This window comes from Methanobrevibacter intestini, from assembly GCF_047402955.1.
Classification (GTDB): Archaea; Methanobacteriota; Methanobacteria; order Methanobacteriales; family Methanobacteriaceae; genus Methanocatella; species Methanocatella intestini.
In genome coordinates, this window is sequence record NZ_CP187956.1 from 707244 (window position 1) to 725270 (window position 18027).

12 protein-coding genes are annotated in these 18027 nt (G+C 31.3%); 1 reads left to right on the forward strand and 11 read right to left on the reverse strand.

What is annotated here, in order from left to right:
- Positions 1-25 precede the first annotated feature (25 nt).
- Together ACMC9J_RS03295 and ACMC9J_RS03300 are read right to left on the reverse strand one after the other, a co-directional pair.
- Entirely contained in the window at positions 26-4744 is a 4719-nt protein-coding gene (locus ACMC9J_RS03295) for an Ig-like domain repeat protein (protein ID WP_427003544.1), read from the reverse strand.
- A 234-nt stretch (positions 4745-4978) separates the two neighbouring features.
- A complete protein-coding gene (locus ACMC9J_RS03300; protein WP_427003545.1) occupies positions 4979-7609 on the reverse strand; it encodes an adhesin in 2631 nt (876 codons plus the stop codon).
- 166 nt (positions 7610-7775) lie between these two features.
- On the opposite strand from ACMC9J_RS03300, the gene ACMC9J_RS03305 reads away from it, so the two are divergent.
- Positions 7776-9020, forward strand: coding sequence for a dihydroorotase (locus ACMC9J_RS03305; protein ID WP_019266688.1), 1245 nt, complete (start codon positions 7776-7778; stop codon positions 9018-9020).
- Positions 9021-9057: 37 nt separating this feature from the next.
- Here the strand turns inward: ACMC9J_RS03305 and ACMC9J_RS03310 are convergent, their stop codons facing one another.
- The 9 genes from ACMC9J_RS03310 to ACMC9J_RS03350 form a co-directional block, all read right to left on the reverse strand.
- On the reverse strand, positions 9058-10299 hold the full coding sequence (locus ACMC9J_RS03310; RefSeq protein ID WP_019264890.1) for a 4Fe-4S binding protein: 1242 nt from the start codon (positions 10297-10299) through the stop codon (positions 9058-9060).
- 16 nt (positions 10300-10315) lie between these two features.
- Complete coding sequence (locus tag ACMC9J_RS03315) at positions 10316-11740, reverse strand: Ni/Fe hydrogenase subunit alpha (RefSeq protein WP_019264891.1); 1425 nt, start codon at positions 11738-11740, stop codon at positions 10316-10318.
- 1 nt (position 11741) lies between these two features.
- Entirely contained in the window at positions 11742-12668 is a 927-nt protein-coding gene (locus ACMC9J_RS03320; protein ID WP_019264892.1) for a F420-non-reducing hydrogenase subunit G, read from the reverse strand.
- Between the two features lie 15 nt (positions 12669-12683).
- Positions 12684-13109, reverse strand: coding sequence for a hydrogenase iron-sulfur subunit (locus ACMC9J_RS03325; RefSeq protein ID WP_004032932.1), 426 nt, complete (start codon positions 13107-13109; stop codon positions 12684-12686).
- Between the two features lie 318 nt (positions 13110-13427).
- Entirely contained in the window at positions 13428-14678 is a 1251-nt protein-coding gene (locus tag ACMC9J_RS03330; RefSeq protein WP_019264893.1) for a SufB/SufD family protein, read from the reverse strand.
- Complete coding sequence (sufC, locus tag ACMC9J_RS03335) at positions 14644-15402, reverse strand: Fe-S cluster assembly ATPase SufC (protein ID WP_019266689.1); 759 nt, start codon at positions 15400-15402, stop codon at positions 14644-14646. The genes ACMC9J_RS03330 and sufC overlap by 35 nt, the downstream gene beginning before the upstream one ends.
- 177 nt (positions 15403-15579) lie before the next feature.
- On the reverse strand, positions 15580-15846 hold the full coding sequence (locus ACMC9J_RS03340) for a PRC-barrel domain-containing protein (RefSeq protein ID WP_011954228.1): 267 nt from the start codon (positions 15844-15846) through the stop codon (positions 15580-15582).
- A gap of 61 nt (positions 15847-15907) precedes the next feature.
- A complete protein-coding gene (locus tag ACMC9J_RS03345) occupies positions 15908-16525 on the reverse strand; it encodes a GTP--adenosylcobinamide-phosphate guanylyltransferase CobY (RefSeq protein WP_019264895.1) in 618 nt (205 codons plus the stop codon).
- Between the two features lie 21 nt (positions 16526-16546).
- Positions 16547-18016 carry a methanogenesis marker 14 protein gene (locus tag ACMC9J_RS03350; protein WP_019264896.1) on the reverse strand — a complete coding sequence of 490 codons (1470 nt, stop codon included), beginning with the start codon at positions 18014-18016 and terminating at the stop codon, positions 16547-16549.
- Between the last annotated feature and the right edge of the window lie 11 nt (positions 18017-18027).

The window sequence follows — 18027 nt, forward strand, 5'->3', positions numbered from 1 at the left end:
AAGTTAAGAGAATTGTGAATTCTCTTTAAGAACTGATTTTTATTGTGTTTCCTGTTTGGAAGTCATTCCAGTAGGAAGTTATGATGTATTCACCAGCCATTAATCTGATTCCTAAGCTTGCAATACCATCTTTATTAGTAACTTTGTGATAAAATACACCATTTACGTTAAATGATACATTTTGGTTAGCTAATGGCTTACCTTGACCATCTAAAGTTAAAGCAGTAAAATTGCTGCCGTCTAAGTATTTCATATCTAAATCTTTAGTTACTAAAGTTGGCATGACAGTTATGTTGTTAGCTCTTTCTTCACCGGTTGCCGGGTTGTAAGCTGTTATAACATATGATTTTGGATTTAATCTGATGCCTAAACTAGCTGTACCGTTTTCATCAGTTACGCGGGTGTAGAACACACCGTTAATGTTGAATTTAACAGTTGTGTTTGCTAATGCTTTTCCGTTGCTGTCTAAGAATTTAGCTACATATTTTGTTCCGTTACAGAAGTATAATGTAGTGTCGTTTCCTAATACAGTGTTTTTAACTGTTACTGTTGCATTAGCTGTTGCTTTATCATAATCTTTGGTTCCGTTAAATACAGCATTTACTTTGTATTCGTTAGGAACTAATCCGATACCCATGGAAGCTGTACCGTTTTTATCAGTTGTTTTAGCATAAACTTTGCCGTTTACTGTGAAGTAAACAGTTGCGTTAGCTATTGGGTTTCCAAATGCGTCAACAAGTTTAGCTGTGAGATTTTGAGCACCTTTGAAGTATTTTACAATATCGTCCATTGTTAAGGTGGTTTTAGTGTTTTTATTAACTGTTATTGTTCCGTTAACTATCATGGAGTCGTATTTAGCGTCTCCTGTGTAGAAGGTTACTACTTTGTAGGTTCCTTCATCTAAACCAGGAATAATAACTTTAGCAGTGCCGTTAGTGACTGTTCCTTTGTAATCTGTACCGTTTATTGTTACAACTACACTACCGGTTCCGTCTTTAGGAGTAGTAACAGTAATTGTAGCATTTTCACCTTTAATAATATCTGCAATATCAACAGTCATATTATAATCAGACACTTTAGAAACAGTGAAATTAGTAGAATTCTCCATAGGCATGTATATGTCATTACCATTGTAGAATACACTTACATTATAAGTACCATTAGCTAAATTAGAGATAGTTACACTAGCTACACCATATTTAGCTACAGCAGTGTAATTTTTACCATTAACGTTTACAGTTACATTTCCAGTAGCATCTTCAGGTAATGCAATACTAATTACAGCATCTTCACCAACAACAATATCTTTAACATTAACAAGAACAGAAGAAGGTAATTTAGATATGGTAAATTTAGTAGAATTACTGCTTGCTACATATTTATTATCCCCAACATAATTCACATTAACATCATAATCACCAGCAACTAAATTAGAAATAGTTAAAACACCTTTACCATCAACAATAGCAACATTATAAGACCTACCATTAACAGTAACATTAACTACACCAAAAGAAATACCAGGAACAGACACACCAATAACAGCATCCTCACCAACAACAATATCATCAACACTAACAATCACACTAGATGAAACTTTTGACACTGTGAAATTAGCAGAATTACTACTTGGTAAATATTTGTCATCTCCACCATATTTTACATTAACATTATAGTTTCCAGCAGCCAAATTAGAAATAGTTAAAACACCTTTACCATCAACAATAGCAACATTATAAGACCTACCATTAACAGTAACATTAACTACACCAGAAACAATATCCGGAACAGACACACCAATAACAGCATCCTCACCAACAACAATATCACCAACATCAATAATAATAGTCACATTATATTCAGATGCTTTTACAACATCAAAGTGAGTAGCATTTTCACTAGGTAAATATTTGCCATCACCAGAGTATTTTACAGAAACATTGTAGTTTCCTTTAGCTAAATCAGAAATAGCAATATTAGCAACACCATATTTAACATCAACTACATAATCTTTACCATTAACAGTTATAGTAACACTACCAGTAGCATCATCAGGTAAAACCACATTAACAACTGCATCTTCACCAACAACAATATCATCAACATCAACTGCAACAGAAGAAGCTAATTTAGATATACTGAATTTAGTAGAATTACTGCTTGCTACATATTTATTATCTCCCGCATAATTCACATTAACATCATAATCACCAGCAGCTAAATTAGAAATAGTTAAAATTCCTTTACCATCAACAATAGCAACATTATAAGACCTACCATTAACAGTAACATTAACTACACCAGAAACAATACCTGGAACAGACACACCAATAACAGCATCCTCACCAACAACAATATCATCAACATCAACTGCAACAGAAGAAGCTAATTTAGATATGGTAAATTTAGTAGAATTACTGCTTGATAAATATTTGTCATCTCCTAAGTAGCTTGCACTAATATTATAGTCACCAGCAACTAAATTAGAAATAGTTAAAGTTCCTTTACCATCAACAATAGCTACATCATAAGATTCATCATTAACAGTAACATTAACTACACCAGAAACAATACCTGGAACAGACACACCAATAACAGCATCCTCACCAACAACAATATCTTTAACATCAACTGCAACAGAAGAAGCTAATTTGGATACTGTGAAACGAACTGTAGTTTGTGCTCTATTATTTTTAGTGTCTTCCGGTGCAATAAATTGAACCAAATAACTTCCTGCAGGCAAATCAGATATTTTTCTTGATTCTTGACCATATATATAGAAAGAATCATATCTATAATAATTTGAATTGTCTAAACGAATAACTAATTCAACTTCTATAGAAGATACAGATGAAGACACATTAATAATAACATCTTCGCCACAGTTAATAGAACTAGCATTAATACTAAGGACTGGGTTTAATTTATTCACACTAAATGATGCTGAAGCAAATGAGTCTTTATAATAATTTTGACCTGTGAAATAAGCAGATACATCATATTTACCTGCTTTTAACCATTTTACTTCTAAAGTTCCTATACCATTTTTAATAACTACATTATAAGTTTGACCGTTTACAACAACTTTTACTGTTCCATTTATTCCAGGAGTAAGTGTTACATTAATTACTGCAGTTTCATCAACATTAACATTACCTACAACAAGTTTAATTCCAGTATTGATTTTATCAACAAAGAAAGTTTTAGTAACAGTAGTGCCATTAAAATTATTATTACCATTATAAGTTACAGTAATATTATGTTCTCCAAATTCTAATAATCCTAAATCATAAACAAGAGATCCTGAACCATTAAAATCAATAGTTTCTATTTTTCCATTGAAGCTAATAGTTATAGTACCATTAACCATAGGTGAAAGTTTAATAGTAGCTGTAGCATTTTTAGTTATGTCTGCATCTATAGCAACATTAATATCCAAAGGTCCATTGCCAGATACTTTACTTTTATCTTTAGCTTTAACAGCATTATCTCCTTTAAATGAACTAGAAACAAGATAATTACCCATAACAGTTACATTATTACTCCTACTATCAGACCATACAGCATATTGTCCTCTAGCAACAACATGATTATTTAAAATTAATAAATCAGAAGAAAATGGTTTTAAAAATATTCCCCTATTTCCAGCATTAATTACATTATCTTCAATTGTTGCAGATCCTCTTGTAATTACAATAGCATCAGTAGTTGCAGTTATATTATTACCGTAAATATATGCTTTTTCAACAACTGCTCTTTGATGAACCATTTCTATACCTGTTCTTACATTAATAAAAGTATTGTTTATTATAGTTGTACCATTTACATCATCTTGAATATAAATACCATCATATGCATTAGATATAGTATTTCCTATAAATGTATTTTGACCAATAGTTTTACCAACATTTGAATTACCTTGTAATTTAATAGCATAACACATTGCACTACTTATACCATTTCCATCAAGAATATTATTTTTAAATAAGTTACCTTCACTAACACCAGCTACAGCAAGAGATGAAAAACCTAATCCAACAAAAATAACATTTGCAGATTTAGAATACATCTTATTATCAGTTATATTATTATAGCTTGATGAAACAATATTCACAGGCACTTTACCTGAAGATTGAGAAATAGTATTATTTCTAATATTACAATAAGATGCATTTACCATATAAACAACATTATTTGGAGCTGGTACAGTACTTGCTGATGAATAAAGATTGGAATTAATAACTGTGATATTTTTAGTATGCTGAATTAAAATAGGTATTAAAAATACAGCATCATTATTACTCCATTTACCAACAGTATTATTAATAGTTACTCCATTTACAATAGAACCTTCACTTCCAGGAACAAAATTAAATCCTACATTTGTAAAAGTAGTATTAGCCCCAGCAGGCAAAATAGTTAAATTTTTACTTATTACGAAACATTTATCTGATACATTATCAATTTTTAAAACATCCCCATTATTAAAAGGAGCAGTATCTAATATATCACCAGTTTCATTATCAAAATAGTTTTCATAATTATCATTTGTTATTGTATATTCCTTAGCATTATTTGCATAAATAGGACTATCCATAATAACTGAATCAACTGATACACTATTTATTGCTGTATCTGCATCAACTGTATTATCTACAGTATTATTTACATCATCTGCAGCACTTACAGCACCAATTGAAACAATGAACATTAAACATAAGAATATTAAATATTTAAAATTCATTAATACAAATCCTCCATTTTATATATAATCAAAAATATTTGTAGAAAAATAAAATAATTTTGACATATTTCAATATAGTTATTAAATTATTTAAATATATATTTTCAAAAAAAGAGAAGTAAAATTAAACAAAAATAAGTTATTTACAATAGATATACTTAAATTGTATTATAAAAAAACAAACTATTTAAAAAAAAAAGAGGAAATAAAAACCTCATTGAAAAATTTTAAAAATTATTTTTTCTTATATCCGACAACTAACAATGCAAATATAACCACAATAACCACAATAAAAAATATCAAATAATTATTATCATTAATATTTTTAGAAACATTGGATTTTTCAATTTCATAAGCTTCTGATGAAGAAGAAGCACCAGGTGAATGTGGACTAGATTGACCTGCACCAACATTTGATTTTGCAGGTTTGGATTCGCTAGGATTTTCATTATTAGTTTTATCACTGTGACTATATGAAGGCAACATATTTAAACTATCACCAACATCAGAACCACTATCTGAGTCTGTAGCATTATTATCAAATTCAGTATTTTTACTATTATCTTCAGATGTAGAATCATCTTTTTTAGTATTATCTTCAGAAGTATTATTATCTGGAATGGTTGTGTTATTATTGACATCAGATGTGGAATTATCTGTATTTGTAGTATTATCAATAATTTCTGTGTTGTTAGATGTAGAATTACTTACATTTGTATTATTAATTTCAGTATTATTCGTAATGTTAGTTGTAGAATTATCAACATCAGTATTATTAGTAATTTCAGATGTAGAATTACTTATATTCTTATTATCATCAACTTTAGTTGGATCTTTAATAGAATCTTTACCTTTGAAAAAGTCATCCCATAAATCTTTAATAAAATCAAATATTTTATCTATAAATGAGCTACTTTCTCCTGTGTATTTTTTATTATCAGATCCGTTGAAATTTTTGGAATTATAAAGATAAATATAATCCTCAATATTTCCAGTGAAATCTTTAATTTCATTATCCGTGAAATTCATATATTGAATTTGGTAATATGTGTCATTAGCTAAAATTATTAAACCATCATTATTTTCAATAATATTTCGGACAATGTTAATTTTTGAAGCTACAGAATCAAATAACGCTCCATCATTAAGAGAATTATTTGCAAAATAATTATTATTAACTTCAACATTACCTAAAGGACCATCAACATCAGTTATACCATCAATATAATAAAATCCACCGAATAATGAATGAATAATTCCATTACCATGTGCAACAGTATTTTCAATAAAAGCATTACCAGTAATTGTAATATTATCCCTTACTTTAATAGAAATTATAGGACCTAAACTATCATTATTACCTACTTTTCTAAAGACATTTCCTGAAATAACAGTGAAATGAGAATTTATATCAACATACCCCTGATGAGAATTACCATCAGGACCTCCACCATAGAAATAGTTATTTTTAATATTAACATACCTTCCAGTGTAAGTATCAATTGCATAATTTGAATTTATAAATATATTTGAAGTTATATCCACATTATTTCCATGTTCTACAGAAATAGATTTCCTGGAATTATTAAATATATTATTACTAATAGTTAAATTCGCAGTTTTATCTTCACCAGTAGGATTAAGATAATGAATACCATTAGAATTTTCGAAATAATTAAAGGCAATTGTATTATTTACTCCATCAAGAATTAAAATCTCATAAACTTCCCAATAATTAGGATCTTCAAAATAACCTTTATCAGTAGCATTCCCATCTCTATAAAAAGTATTTCCACTAATAAGCATATTATTTCCACTAAGCCACATGGATTGTGCAAGGGAACGTGCATTATTATTAATAAAAGTATTATTTAAAATAAGACAACCTTCACCATCATCAATATCTATAGGAGCAACAGCAGCAGAGTTATTTGAAAATGTATTATTAATTATGAATACTTTATTATATGCTGAAATAGCACTAGCTATACCTTTATTACTTAAATTTATTTTTTTAGTAACATAAGAAGATAACATAGCATATATTTCATTTGAATCAAATTCATTATTTATAAAAGTTGAAACAGTTGCATTTGAGTAAACAGCACCGCCATATTTATCAGATAAATCCACATTTTTATTCATATTGTCTGTGTACCCATAAATATAGTTTTTAATAAATTTAGAATTTCTAACTAATAAATTATCTCCACAGTTATAAATAGCTCCACCATACATTTTTCCGTTTTTATACCAGTTAGTATTAAATAGATGATTTTTTACAAAAGAACAGTTGTCAACAGTTAAATTATTGGCATAATTAGCTATTGCTCCTCCCTGTAAAATACCATTTTTAATTTTTGCATAATTTCCAATGAAAGTGGAATCTTGAATAGTTAAATCATCCTGAAGATTATATATAGCCCCACCACTGACTGAAGCAACATTGGCTTTAAAAGTACAGTTATTTAAAATAATCGTTCCATTATTGTAAATAGCACCACCAAAAGTTGCTTTATTATTTATAAAACTACAATTATTTAATATTAAAGTACCTTCATTGTAAATAGCACCACCATTTACTCCTTTAGCATCAGTTAAATTCAAGTTAGATAAAGTTAACTTAGAATTACCTGAAACATTAAAAATACTATTTTCATTATTAGCTGAAATAACAGCACCATTTTCAGAACTGATTGAAACATCACCATCAATTAAAATGGTTTCATCAACAACATAATCAGAATCCTCCAAGATAACATTATCATCTAAAGTCATATTATTCAAAGAATCAACTGCAGAAACTGAATTAACACATAAAACAAATAACAATCCTAAAAGCAAAATCTTTAATTTAAAGTTCATCTTTTTTCACCTCCATTTAATTCCATGATAGTCAAATGAAAATTAAAGAAAAATTGACTATTAATTAAATTATTAAAATGTAATATATTTAAAACTTTTTAATAAAATATAAACAACTAAACAAATATTAACTTAAAACACCAAACTAAACTAAAGGAGGGATAAAATGGATACAATAATTGAAAACTGTAAATTAATAAATAAAATTGGAAATTTTTATGTTGGAATTAAAAATGGAAAAATAGCTAAAATATCCAAAATTCCATTTGAAGGTGGTAAAAAAATTGACATTAATGGAAAACTACTTCTCCCAGGATTTATTGACCCCCATGTTCATTTTAGAGATCCCGGATTAACACAAAAAGAAGATTTCAAAACAGGCAGTGAAAGTGCAGCTAATGGAGGATTTACAACAGTTATAGATATGCCAAATACTATCCCTAAAACAAACACATACAAAGCCCTAAAAGAAAAAATAGCCATTGCTGATAAAAAAAGCATTGTAAATTATGAGCTTCAGGCAGGTTGGAATACTTTAGAAGAAATGGAAAAAATGATTAGCTTAAATCCAATATCCTTTAAAATATTTATGGATTTGGAAAATGATGAAACTTTGGAAGGGATATTTGAAGATTTAGGAACTTTAAAAAAAACTACTTCATATAACGGCCTTGTAGCAGTACATTGTGAAAATAAAGCTATTATAAAAAAGGAAATCAGTAGATTAAAACAAAAAGAAGAAAATATTCCAATTGATTACAGTTATGCCAGACCTGCTAAAGCAGAAGATGAATCTGTAAAACAGGCTATTGAACTAGCTAGTGCAAATAATTTAAATTTACATATTTGTCATTTAAGCTCTAAAAAATCCTTAAATTTAGCTAAATCCAATAATGTAAGCTATGAATTTACACCACATCATTTATTATTAGACAACAGTACATACAATACTTACGGCACAATGATAAAAACAAACCCTCCATTAAGAGAGGCAAAAGATAAAATAAACATAAGTGACATTGATGAAAACACAATTATTGGAACAGACCATGCTCCACATACACTTGAAGATAAAAATCAGGGAGTTTGGAGTTCTTCACCAGGAATTCCCGGATTAGAAACCGTAGTATCTCTTTTGCTAACACAGGTAAACAAAGGAAATCTTGATTTAAAATTAATTCCAAAAATATTATCCAAAAATGCTGCTAAAGTTTACAATTTAAAAAATAAAGGATCAATATCAATCGGGAAAGATGCTGATTTTACAGTTATCGATTTGAAAAAAGAAGGCAAATTCAATATTGAAAATTTCAAAACAAAAGCCAAATATTCACCATTTGACGGTCAGGAATATACTGGCGAAGCAGTAATGACCATAAAAAACGGTAAAACAATAATGAATAAGTTATAATTAAAAAAAGAAAAATGATGAAAAGGTGTTGATACACCTATGCATCATATAATGCGTTTTTAGGACATGCTTCGATACATTGACCACATAAGGTACAGAATCCCATAATTGGGAATTTTTCATTACCTGTTGCATGGAGCATATTGTATGGACATGCTTCGATACAGTCACCACATTCGTCACATTTATATGGGTTAAATTCTATCCTGTCTCTAGTTACAGTTTCACCATCAATAACTTTTTCTATTGAACCAACAGATAAAGCATTATTGGAACAGACTGCAGCACATGCTCCACATCTAATACAACTTGCAAAAGATGGTTCAGCATCTGTTTCTTCTAATGCAGGACATAACATACCAGTTTTAGTTACTACACGAATTGCTTCAGTAGGACATTTATTAGCACATGCACCAACAAAGTCACATTTTTCAGCATCATAACCTAATCCTTCAGTATCTGCAGGAACTCCGTCAGCCCATTCAACATCCATACTTAATGCATCAGTAGGACAGAGTTTTATACATAATTGGCATGCAGCACATGCATCTGGAATTAATACAGACAAGTTTGCAGCATTAGCTTTAATAAAGTCACCAGGACATGCTTCAACACAAGTATTACATCCAATACATTTAGATAATTCTAAATCGAAAGAATTAATGGTTTTAGCACGTTTTGCAGGTTTTTTCTCAGAAATAAATACTGCATTCCAAGGACAGGTTTGTGAACATAAACCACATTTAATACAAACATCATCAGCTATTGAAATGGTTCCACCAATTTCATCAAGAGTAATTGCACTAACAGGACATGGATCTACACAAGTTCCACAACCTACACAATCATTAATGTAAATAGGTCCTTTACCTTCAAGGTCAATAACTTCGCCTTTAGGTTCTACAATACCTGGAATACCAATTACATCAACAGGACAGATGTTTACACATTTTTGACACATTACACAGAAACCTTCAACTTCCATTAAATCGTTTCCAGTAAGTTTAATAGTGTCTTGCGGACAAGCTTCGGCACATTTACCACAGGAATTACATAAAGTAGAGTTAAATACTAATCTTACTTGATCTTCAGCCCCTTCTGCAATAGAATATGTTTCTACTTTTAATGCGCCTTCAGGACAAACATCAGCACATTTTGGTTCTCCTCCACAAGTATCACAGTGAATAATGGAAGTAGGTGTTACATCAATAGCTGAGGTTGGGCAGGTACCTTCACAAGCACCACACCTAATACAGCCATCTTCATTAAATACTATCATTATTAAAACCCCTCAATTAGAATTTTTTAATGATGTTTCCTTCACTGTCTACAATATCTACTTCAGCTAATCTCATTTGGCTATCCATAGTGTGAGTTGCACAGGATAAACATGGGTCGTATGCTCTGATAACCATTTCCATTAAGTTGAATATTTTATCGTCTACTTCTACACCAGGTTTGATGTAATCTTTAGCTACTTGTTGAATACCCATTTCCATAGCTGGGTTGTTTTGGATAGTAGCTACAACAATGTTAGCTTCAGTTACTAAACCATTGTCATCACATGCATAGTTGTGTATTAAAGTACCACGAGCAGCTTCTACAATACCTGCACCTTCACCAGCAGTTCTTTCTAATTCTTCTGGGAATTTTGGACCAGATAAATCTTGATCTAATGCATCAGCAGCACATTCAGCAGATGCTAATAATTCAATAAGTCTTGCCCAGTGGAATAATAATGGTGCTTGTGCATATCCAAATTTGTCATGGAATTCTTCAAATGCAGCTTGTGCAAGAGGTGCTGCATCTGGCATTTTATCAGCAACGTTAATCCTGGATAATGGTGCTACTCTGTAAATACCTTCAGGATATCCTAATTCTTTAATGTAAGGGAATTTTAACCAAGAGTAAGGTTTTACATGTTCAGCAACAACATCTTTGTATTCTAAGTTTTTGTATTCAGTGTAGATACTACCATCAACATCTTTTATTCTTACATCACCATTGTAAACATCCCATACACCATCATTTACAAGACCACAGTGTCTGGTGTCACCAAAGTAACCTAAAGATTTGACTAAATCCATTTTTTCTTCAAAAATAGGTTTAGCTAAGTCGAGAGTAGCTTGTGCTAATTCTACGTTCCTTTGAGCTCTTTGTAATAAATCTTTTTGAGTTTCATCATCTAATTCAGTAGAAATACCTCCAGGAGTAGAGGAAGTTGGGTGAATTGGACGACCACCGATTTTTCTTACAATTTCTAAACCATTTCTCCTAAGTTCAATTGCTTGAAGTGCAATTTCAGGTTGATCTTTAATAATTTGGAAAACATTTCTGGTTTTTCTGGTTCCATCAGGGATGATTAAATCAGGAGCAGCTAAGAAGTAGAAATGAAGTGCGTGGGAGTGCATAAATGAACCCCAGTTCATAATTTCTCTCATTTTATATGCTGTTGGTAGGATTTTTTCATCTTCGAAACCGAAAATTTGGTCAACTGCTTTTGCAGCTGCTAAGTGGTGTTGAACATCACAAATACCACAGATTCTTGGTACAATCCTAGCTAATTCTTCAACTGGACGACCTTGTAAGAATTTTTCGAAACCTCTGAATTCCATAACATGTAATCTTGTATCGACTACATTTCCATCATCATCGAGCTGTACAGTAATTTTAGCGTGACCTTCAATACGTGTTACAGGCTCCATAGTAAGTTTTACCATATTATTCTCCTCCTTTCTGCATTTTCATAGGGACTAAAGCAGCAGGTAATGTGTAAGTGTAGAAAGTACCTACAATATCATCTAATTGATCTGCTACAGCTTCAGGGTCAACAGTTTTATCTTCGTCGACACCGTAATCAGATGCAATAGCACTAATCATTTTTGCTCCTTGGTCTAATACTTTAGAAGTAGGGCCGTAACATCCTCTACATTGGATTCCAATAGAAGGACATTCTGCTCCACATAAGGAAACAGTTGCAGGACCCATACAAACTAAACCTTGGGAAATTAAACATAAATCTTTTTCAGGAGCTCCAACTTCAAATTGTCTTTTAATGAAGTCCATAGCTAAACCAGCAGGTGGTTTTTCTCTAGGACATACTTCACAAAGGTTAGTTGCAGGTAATTCGATAGTTTCTCCACGTAATAATGTTAAAACAGCTTCAGCTACAACATCAGAACGAGGTGGGCAACCAGGAATAATTAAATCAATATCCATTGCTGCACTTAATGGTCTTACTCTGCTTTCAAGAGCTGGTACTTCTTCATTAGGAATAATTCCTTCCGGATTAACAGTAGAACATGAATTAATGTAAGCTTCTTCTTCTAATTCTTCTACAGTCCATAAGTTACCAAGTCCTGGAATTCCTCCATAACATGAACAAGTTCCATAAGCAATAACAAATTTTGCTTTTTCATTTAACATTTCAGCTAATTCCCTGTTTTCATCATTCCTAATTCCACCTTCTACGATGAGAACATCTAATTCTGGTACTTCATCATATTTGGTATCCATAAGTACAGGGGAGAATTCAAAATCAGCTAATTCCATAACATCTAATAAAGATTCGTGGAAATCAGCAATTGATAAGTGGCAACCGGAACATCCGCCTAACCACATAGTTCCTATTTTTACTTTATCAGCCATAATAACTCCTCCAATCTAGTTTTCAGCATCTAATTGTTCTTTTAATGGTGCAGGACCTAATTCTTTGATTCTGTTAACCATCATTTTAACAGCTTCAGAGAATTTTTCACCTTCGGATGCGGAAATCCAATCGTGGTGAACTCTTTCTTTTCCAATTCCCATATCTTCAACAAGTTTGTAGATTAATCTCATTCTACGATCTAACTTATAATTTCCAGCATCATAGTGGCAGTCACCCATGTGACATCCAGCTACAAATACACCATCTGCCCCTTCTTTAAATGCTTTTAACACAAATTGTGGGTCAATTCTTCCAGAACACATTACACGAATAACTCTAATATTCGGTGGGTATTGCATCCTTGCAGTACCTGCTGTGTCTGCTCCTCCATAGGAACACCAGTTGCAACAAAACATTACAATTTTTACATCATCAGCCATAGAGTTTATCCTCCTCTATCATATTTTTACTAATTTGAAATTATTTTCAAACCAGATTATTCAAATTTAAAAAATTTTTTAAATTCTTCTTTAAGACAAAAAATTTAGTCATACCTTAATTTTTTACCTTAATTCACAATTTTATGTACTTAATGAGCTAGCTCAGCATAACATTAACGTACTGATTAATATATTACTATAATAATTAATATAAAGGTTACTTAGAACTTAAAGCCAAAAAGTTTATATAGTATAAAACAAGATTTTAAGAAGCTAATAAAAAAAGTTAAAATTTAAAAAAAAGAAAAATAAGATGAATTACATCCCATCTACACTCATATCAATCATTTTTTGAGTATCTGCAGCTAATTCATCAGGAAGTCCTGTAATATCCATACTTAAGAAACCTCTTACAATCATGGAAGCTGCTTCTTCTTCAGTTATTCCTCTTGAAGTCAGATAATTGATTTCGTCTTCATCAATTTTTCCAACTGCTGCTTCGTGAGACATTTCAAGATTTGCAGAACTTGCCTCAAGTTCAGGAACAGCATAAATCATACTGTCATCAGACAATACCAACCCATGACATTCCAAATGACCTTTAACTTCAGGAACAGTTCCGGCTAAATGTCCTCTAGCAAATATTTGAGATTCATCCTGAGATACTGCACGAGAAATAACTTCTCCTCTTGCACCGGGAGCATTAAGATAAGCTCTTGAACCTACATCAATAACAGAATCTTTTTTACCTCCCTGAATACTTTGGAAAATTGCTCTGGAATTTGCACCATCACAATAAGCAGTAGGATAAGACTGTAAAGTATTGACCGGACTGGTTAAAATATAATTATTTAAGTATGTACCGTTTTCTTCAACCTTAATTCCTGTTCTTGGACGTACTTCCACCTGTTCTGCCCAATTATGAACCATGGTAAAAGTTATTTTAGCACCTGGTTTTACATAGAGTTCAGATACTCCAACATGCATTGCAGATGAAATATCCTCACCAGTTGCACATCCTGTAATTAAATGCAGTTCAGAGTTTTCTTCAGCGATAATGACATTATGAGCTGTTTGCATAATATCTTCATCACTAATAAACATACATGCCTGTACAGGGAAAACCTCTTTAGTTCCAGGCAATGACCTTACAAAATATCCGCTTTTAATTCCGTCTTTTTCTTCACGTAAAGCTGTTTTAGCAGTATATTTATCTGCATCAGGTTTTACAACATTCCACATGTAATCTTTAACCCAATGATATTTATCTAAAGCAACACCAATATTCATGACTTCAACTGAATCAGACATTGAATTATTTGTAAATACATTAGACTGATCAACTTGTAAAAATGAACCTGACCTTCCCTTTTCTTCTGTATCTACTCCAACTTTTAAAAGAGTATTCTTAGTCTTTTTAGATACATCATCCAAATCATCTAAAAGATCAATTCCATCTATAATTTCATCTGAAAAATTTTCAATTGTAACATCTACACCAAGTGGAGCTTTTTTATCTTTAGCTCTTTCAGCATCATTTAATACATTGCGCACATTCAACACATCCATTGAAACCTTCTTTCCTAATATCCTCAATAATCTCAGCAGGATTACCTGAACAAGCTATTTTACCATCCATTAAAACATGAGCTTTATCAGCACTTACAAAATTCAAAATATAACCTAAATGAGTAATTAAAAGACCGCTTCTTTTTCTAGAATCATGTTTTAAATCCTTATCAAGTAAAGTACCAATTTCACTAGCTATCAATTCAACATTTTCAATATCCACACCGGAATCCGGCTCATCAAACATAGTGAAATCAGGCATTTGAGCAAGTAACTGTAAAATTTCAGAACGTTTAACTTCCCCTCCGGAAAATCCGAAATTAACATCCCTGTCTAAAAATTCATCATTAAATTTAAGTTTTTGAGCCAATTCCAACATTCTGGCATTTAACGGTTCATTAATTTCTTGATGAGATTCAATTTTAAGCAAATCACGAACTGACACTCCACGAATAGATGGTGGAGATTGGAAACTTACCCCAATTCCTAATTGGACACGTTCAGCTGTAGTTAAATTAGTAATATCTTTACCTTTGAATTTAATTGTTCCATTAACTACATTATATTGTGGAAAACCAAGAATTGTTAAAAACAATGTACTTTTACCAGCACCATTCGGGCCTAAAAGAACATGAGTCTCCCCCTCATCAATTGAAAGATTAATATCCTTCAAAACTCTTTTGCCGGCCACTTCCACAGCCAAATTTTCAATTTCGAGTAACATCTTATCACCTTATTTAAAAAGACATAAATTATACAACACTATTACATTTAAATTAAGATATATAAATATGTTATAATTATAAATCTTACATACAAATGTTTTAAAAAAAAAGTTAATGCTCAACCAAAAAGAAGCAATTTAAATAAAAAAAATAGTCATGGTAACTGAAAAATAATATTATTCAGTTACAATAATGAATTCACCGACTTTTTCTACTTTAGCAAAAGGAACTAATAATATATCCCCATTTCTTTTAGCACCTTTAACATGAATATTACGGCCGCTTTCTACCCTAATAGCTATATCAACGATTTTCCCAGTTTTTTCATTGATAATTAATTCATCTAAGACACCAAGAATACGAGCATTATTAGTAGCTACCTGATAATTTTTAATTTCACTCCATAACTTTTCTTCTCTTTTAGGAATTTGTTTATTTTCCATCACATCACCTGACAAATTTTCATTAATTATATAAAATATTTTAATTTCATCATATTTAAATTTAAATAGTTTTATTAATGAAAGCCTGATAAAATTTTTCAGCAACTATACTGTCTTTAAGGGTATTGATATTTAATGCCAATTCAATTTTAGGCAAAATAAGTTGCTCCTCCTCCTGAATTTCATTAACACTTCTTAAAACATTCAAACCAGAAGGTACACTGCCATTAAATTCATAGGAATATTCCAAATCTAATTTTTTAAAAATTTCAACAGGAACCTGAGTAGACAAAGAATCTTTAGCAGATTCCAAATATTTAGTCAATACAAAATCAATAGTTTCACCACTAATAAACGGTAAATCTGCATTAATAAATAATAAGATATCATTTTTTGATTCAGACTCAAAAAGAGTTAGAATATAAGACAAATCATTTAAATAATCAATTCCACTAGTGTCTAAAATTTGAAAATTTCCATTTAATGATTCCAAATATTTGGTTGTTTCTTGAGTATGAGAACTTACAGCAATAACAACATCTTCAACTAATTTAGATGAAGAAATATTATCAAGAACATATTTAATTAAAGGTTTGCCATGTAATTTAAATAGAGGTTTTTCAACATCAACTTTCAGACGAGTTCCCCTACCTCCAGCCATAACAATAGCATAAATCATGACAAAAACCTTTAGAATCAATTATGCATATTTGCTGCCCTGTAATTTCATCCTCTTACCGAGAATACATTTTTGACCTTGGCAGCCCCCAATAGGTGATTTTTGAGTTCCCATAGAATTCATACAGCGAGCCATGATAGCTGAACCTAAAGCCAAACCGTCTTCAACAAATACGACCTTATCAAACTTATCCTGAACCGCTTCTAAAATAAGCTGTGGTTTACGTCCAGTAATACCTGCTCTTCCAGTAATACCTAATGCAGAACCTGGAGTAACAACATTTTCCTCAAATGCAACATCCAAAACACGTGTAACAATTTTAGTACTTACATAATCCATAGTAGACAATAATGTTGGAAGACCATCCCTGTCATAGAATTTAGCTCCAAGATCCATTAAATCTTCTAATTTATCACCATTAACACCTACATCACAACCAATTAAAGTTGTACCTGCATTTTCAGAAGCAACAGGATCTAATGGAACAGTACCGAATCTATCTACATCCATAGGAACTTTACGAATATCAATTAATTTATGAGCTTCTTCAGCATTAGCTTGAGCTTTTTTAGTATTGGCTTTCTTAATCAATTTATCAGAATACAAATCTAAAGCAGCTCCATTATTCTTATCAATTTCACCGGAACCTCTAGCTAAAGAATCACTAACTACACCAGCCAAACCTAAAAAATTACCTACAGTATTTGCATAAGGCTGATTATCATTAACAATACGGCCAGCTAATGTGGATCCGAAATCTAGAGAAATACATGGATTTCTATAATCAACATCAGTCCATTTAGCTCCTAATTTAATACCTGCAGTAACAAGTTCGCCTTCCATCTCATTTGCAACAGTTTCCTTACCTTTAGGCGGAACAACACTAACTACAGCACCATCAAACATTACATTATTTAAAAGAGAATGTTTTTGCAATCTTTCAGGAAGTTGGGAAACACTCATAGCAGGAGACATTTTTCTTGGTGGGATGCCTGCATCTAAACAGCCGTCAGCTAATGCAATAACTAATTGGCCTGCTTCTTCAGCAGTAGCAAAACCTGCGGTTACACCAGTAGATCTAACTACAAAATCCAAATCATTATCTTTATCAACATGAGCTTTTTTTAAAGATTCCAAAACCGTATCTTTAATTAAATCAGCAACAGCTTCTTTTGAAAGTTCAATACCCCAAACAGTTTTACCAAAAACTTCTTCATTAGGTTTAGGTGGACGAATATCTCTAGTCATTTTCACTGTTTTATTGAGCAGATAACATTCACTAGTGTTTAAATTAGTAGCCATAACAATACATTTGGTTGTAGTGTTACCTAACTCTACAGAAGCAGTTACATAAAAAACATCTGGTTTTTTAACAGCACCAGGACTTTGCGGTCCAGCCCTATTAGCTCTCAAAGAATCTAAATTTCCTTCATGAGACTTAGCTATTATAGGTTTAGGACCTTTATTAAAAATTTTACCTAAAAAAGACATTATTCAAACCT

Excerpts from the sequence above, each read along its gene's own strand:
- ACMC9J_RS03295 (WP_427003544.1), bottom strand. The coding sequence starts at position 4,744 with ATGAATTTTAAATATTTAATATTCTTATGTTTAATGTTCATTGTTTCA.
- ACMC9J_RS03300 (WP_427003545.1), bottom strand. The coding sequence starts at position 7,609 with ATGAACTTTAAATTAAAGATTTTGCTTTTAGGATTGTTATTTGTTTTA.
- ACMC9J_RS03305 (WP_019266688.1), top strand. The coding sequence starts at position 7,776 with ATGGATACAATAATTGAAAACTGTAAATTAATAAATAAAATTGGAAAT.
- ACMC9J_RS03310 (WP_019264890.1), bottom strand. The coding sequence starts at position 10,299 with ATGATAGTATTTAATGAAGATGGCTGTATTAGGTGTGGTGCTTGTGAA.
- ACMC9J_RS03315 (WP_019264891.1), bottom strand. The coding sequence starts at position 11,740 with ATGGTAAAACTTACTATGGAGCCTGTAACACGTATTGAAGGTCACGCT.
- ACMC9J_RS03320 (WP_019264892.1), bottom strand. The coding sequence starts at position 12,668 with ATGGCTGATAAAGTAAAAATAGGAACTATGTGGTTAGGCGGATGTTCC.
- ACMC9J_RS03325 (WP_004032932.1), bottom strand. The coding sequence starts at position 13,109 with ATGGCTGATGATGTAAAAATTGTAATGTTTTGTTGCAACTGGTGTTCC.
- ACMC9J_RS03330 (WP_019264893.1), bottom strand. The coding sequence starts at position 14,678 with ATGGATGTGTTGAATGTGCGCAATGTATTAAATGATGCTGAAAGAGCT.
- sufC (WP_019266689.1), bottom strand. The coding sequence starts at position 15,402 with ATGTTACTCGAAATTGAAAATTTGGCTGTGGAAGTGGCCGGCAAAAGA.
- ACMC9J_RS03340 (WP_011954228.1), bottom strand. The coding sequence starts at position 15,846 with ATGGAAAATAAACAAATTCCTAAAAGAGAAGAAAAGTTATGGAGTGAA.
- ACMC9J_RS03345 (WP_019264895.1), bottom strand. The coding sequence starts at position 16,525 with ATGATTTATGCTATTGTTATGGCTGGAGGTAGGGGAACTCGTCTGAAA.
- ACMC9J_RS03350 (WP_019264896.1), bottom strand. The coding sequence starts at position 18,016 with ATGTCTTTTTTAGGTAAAATTTTTAATAAAGGTCCTAAACCTATAATA.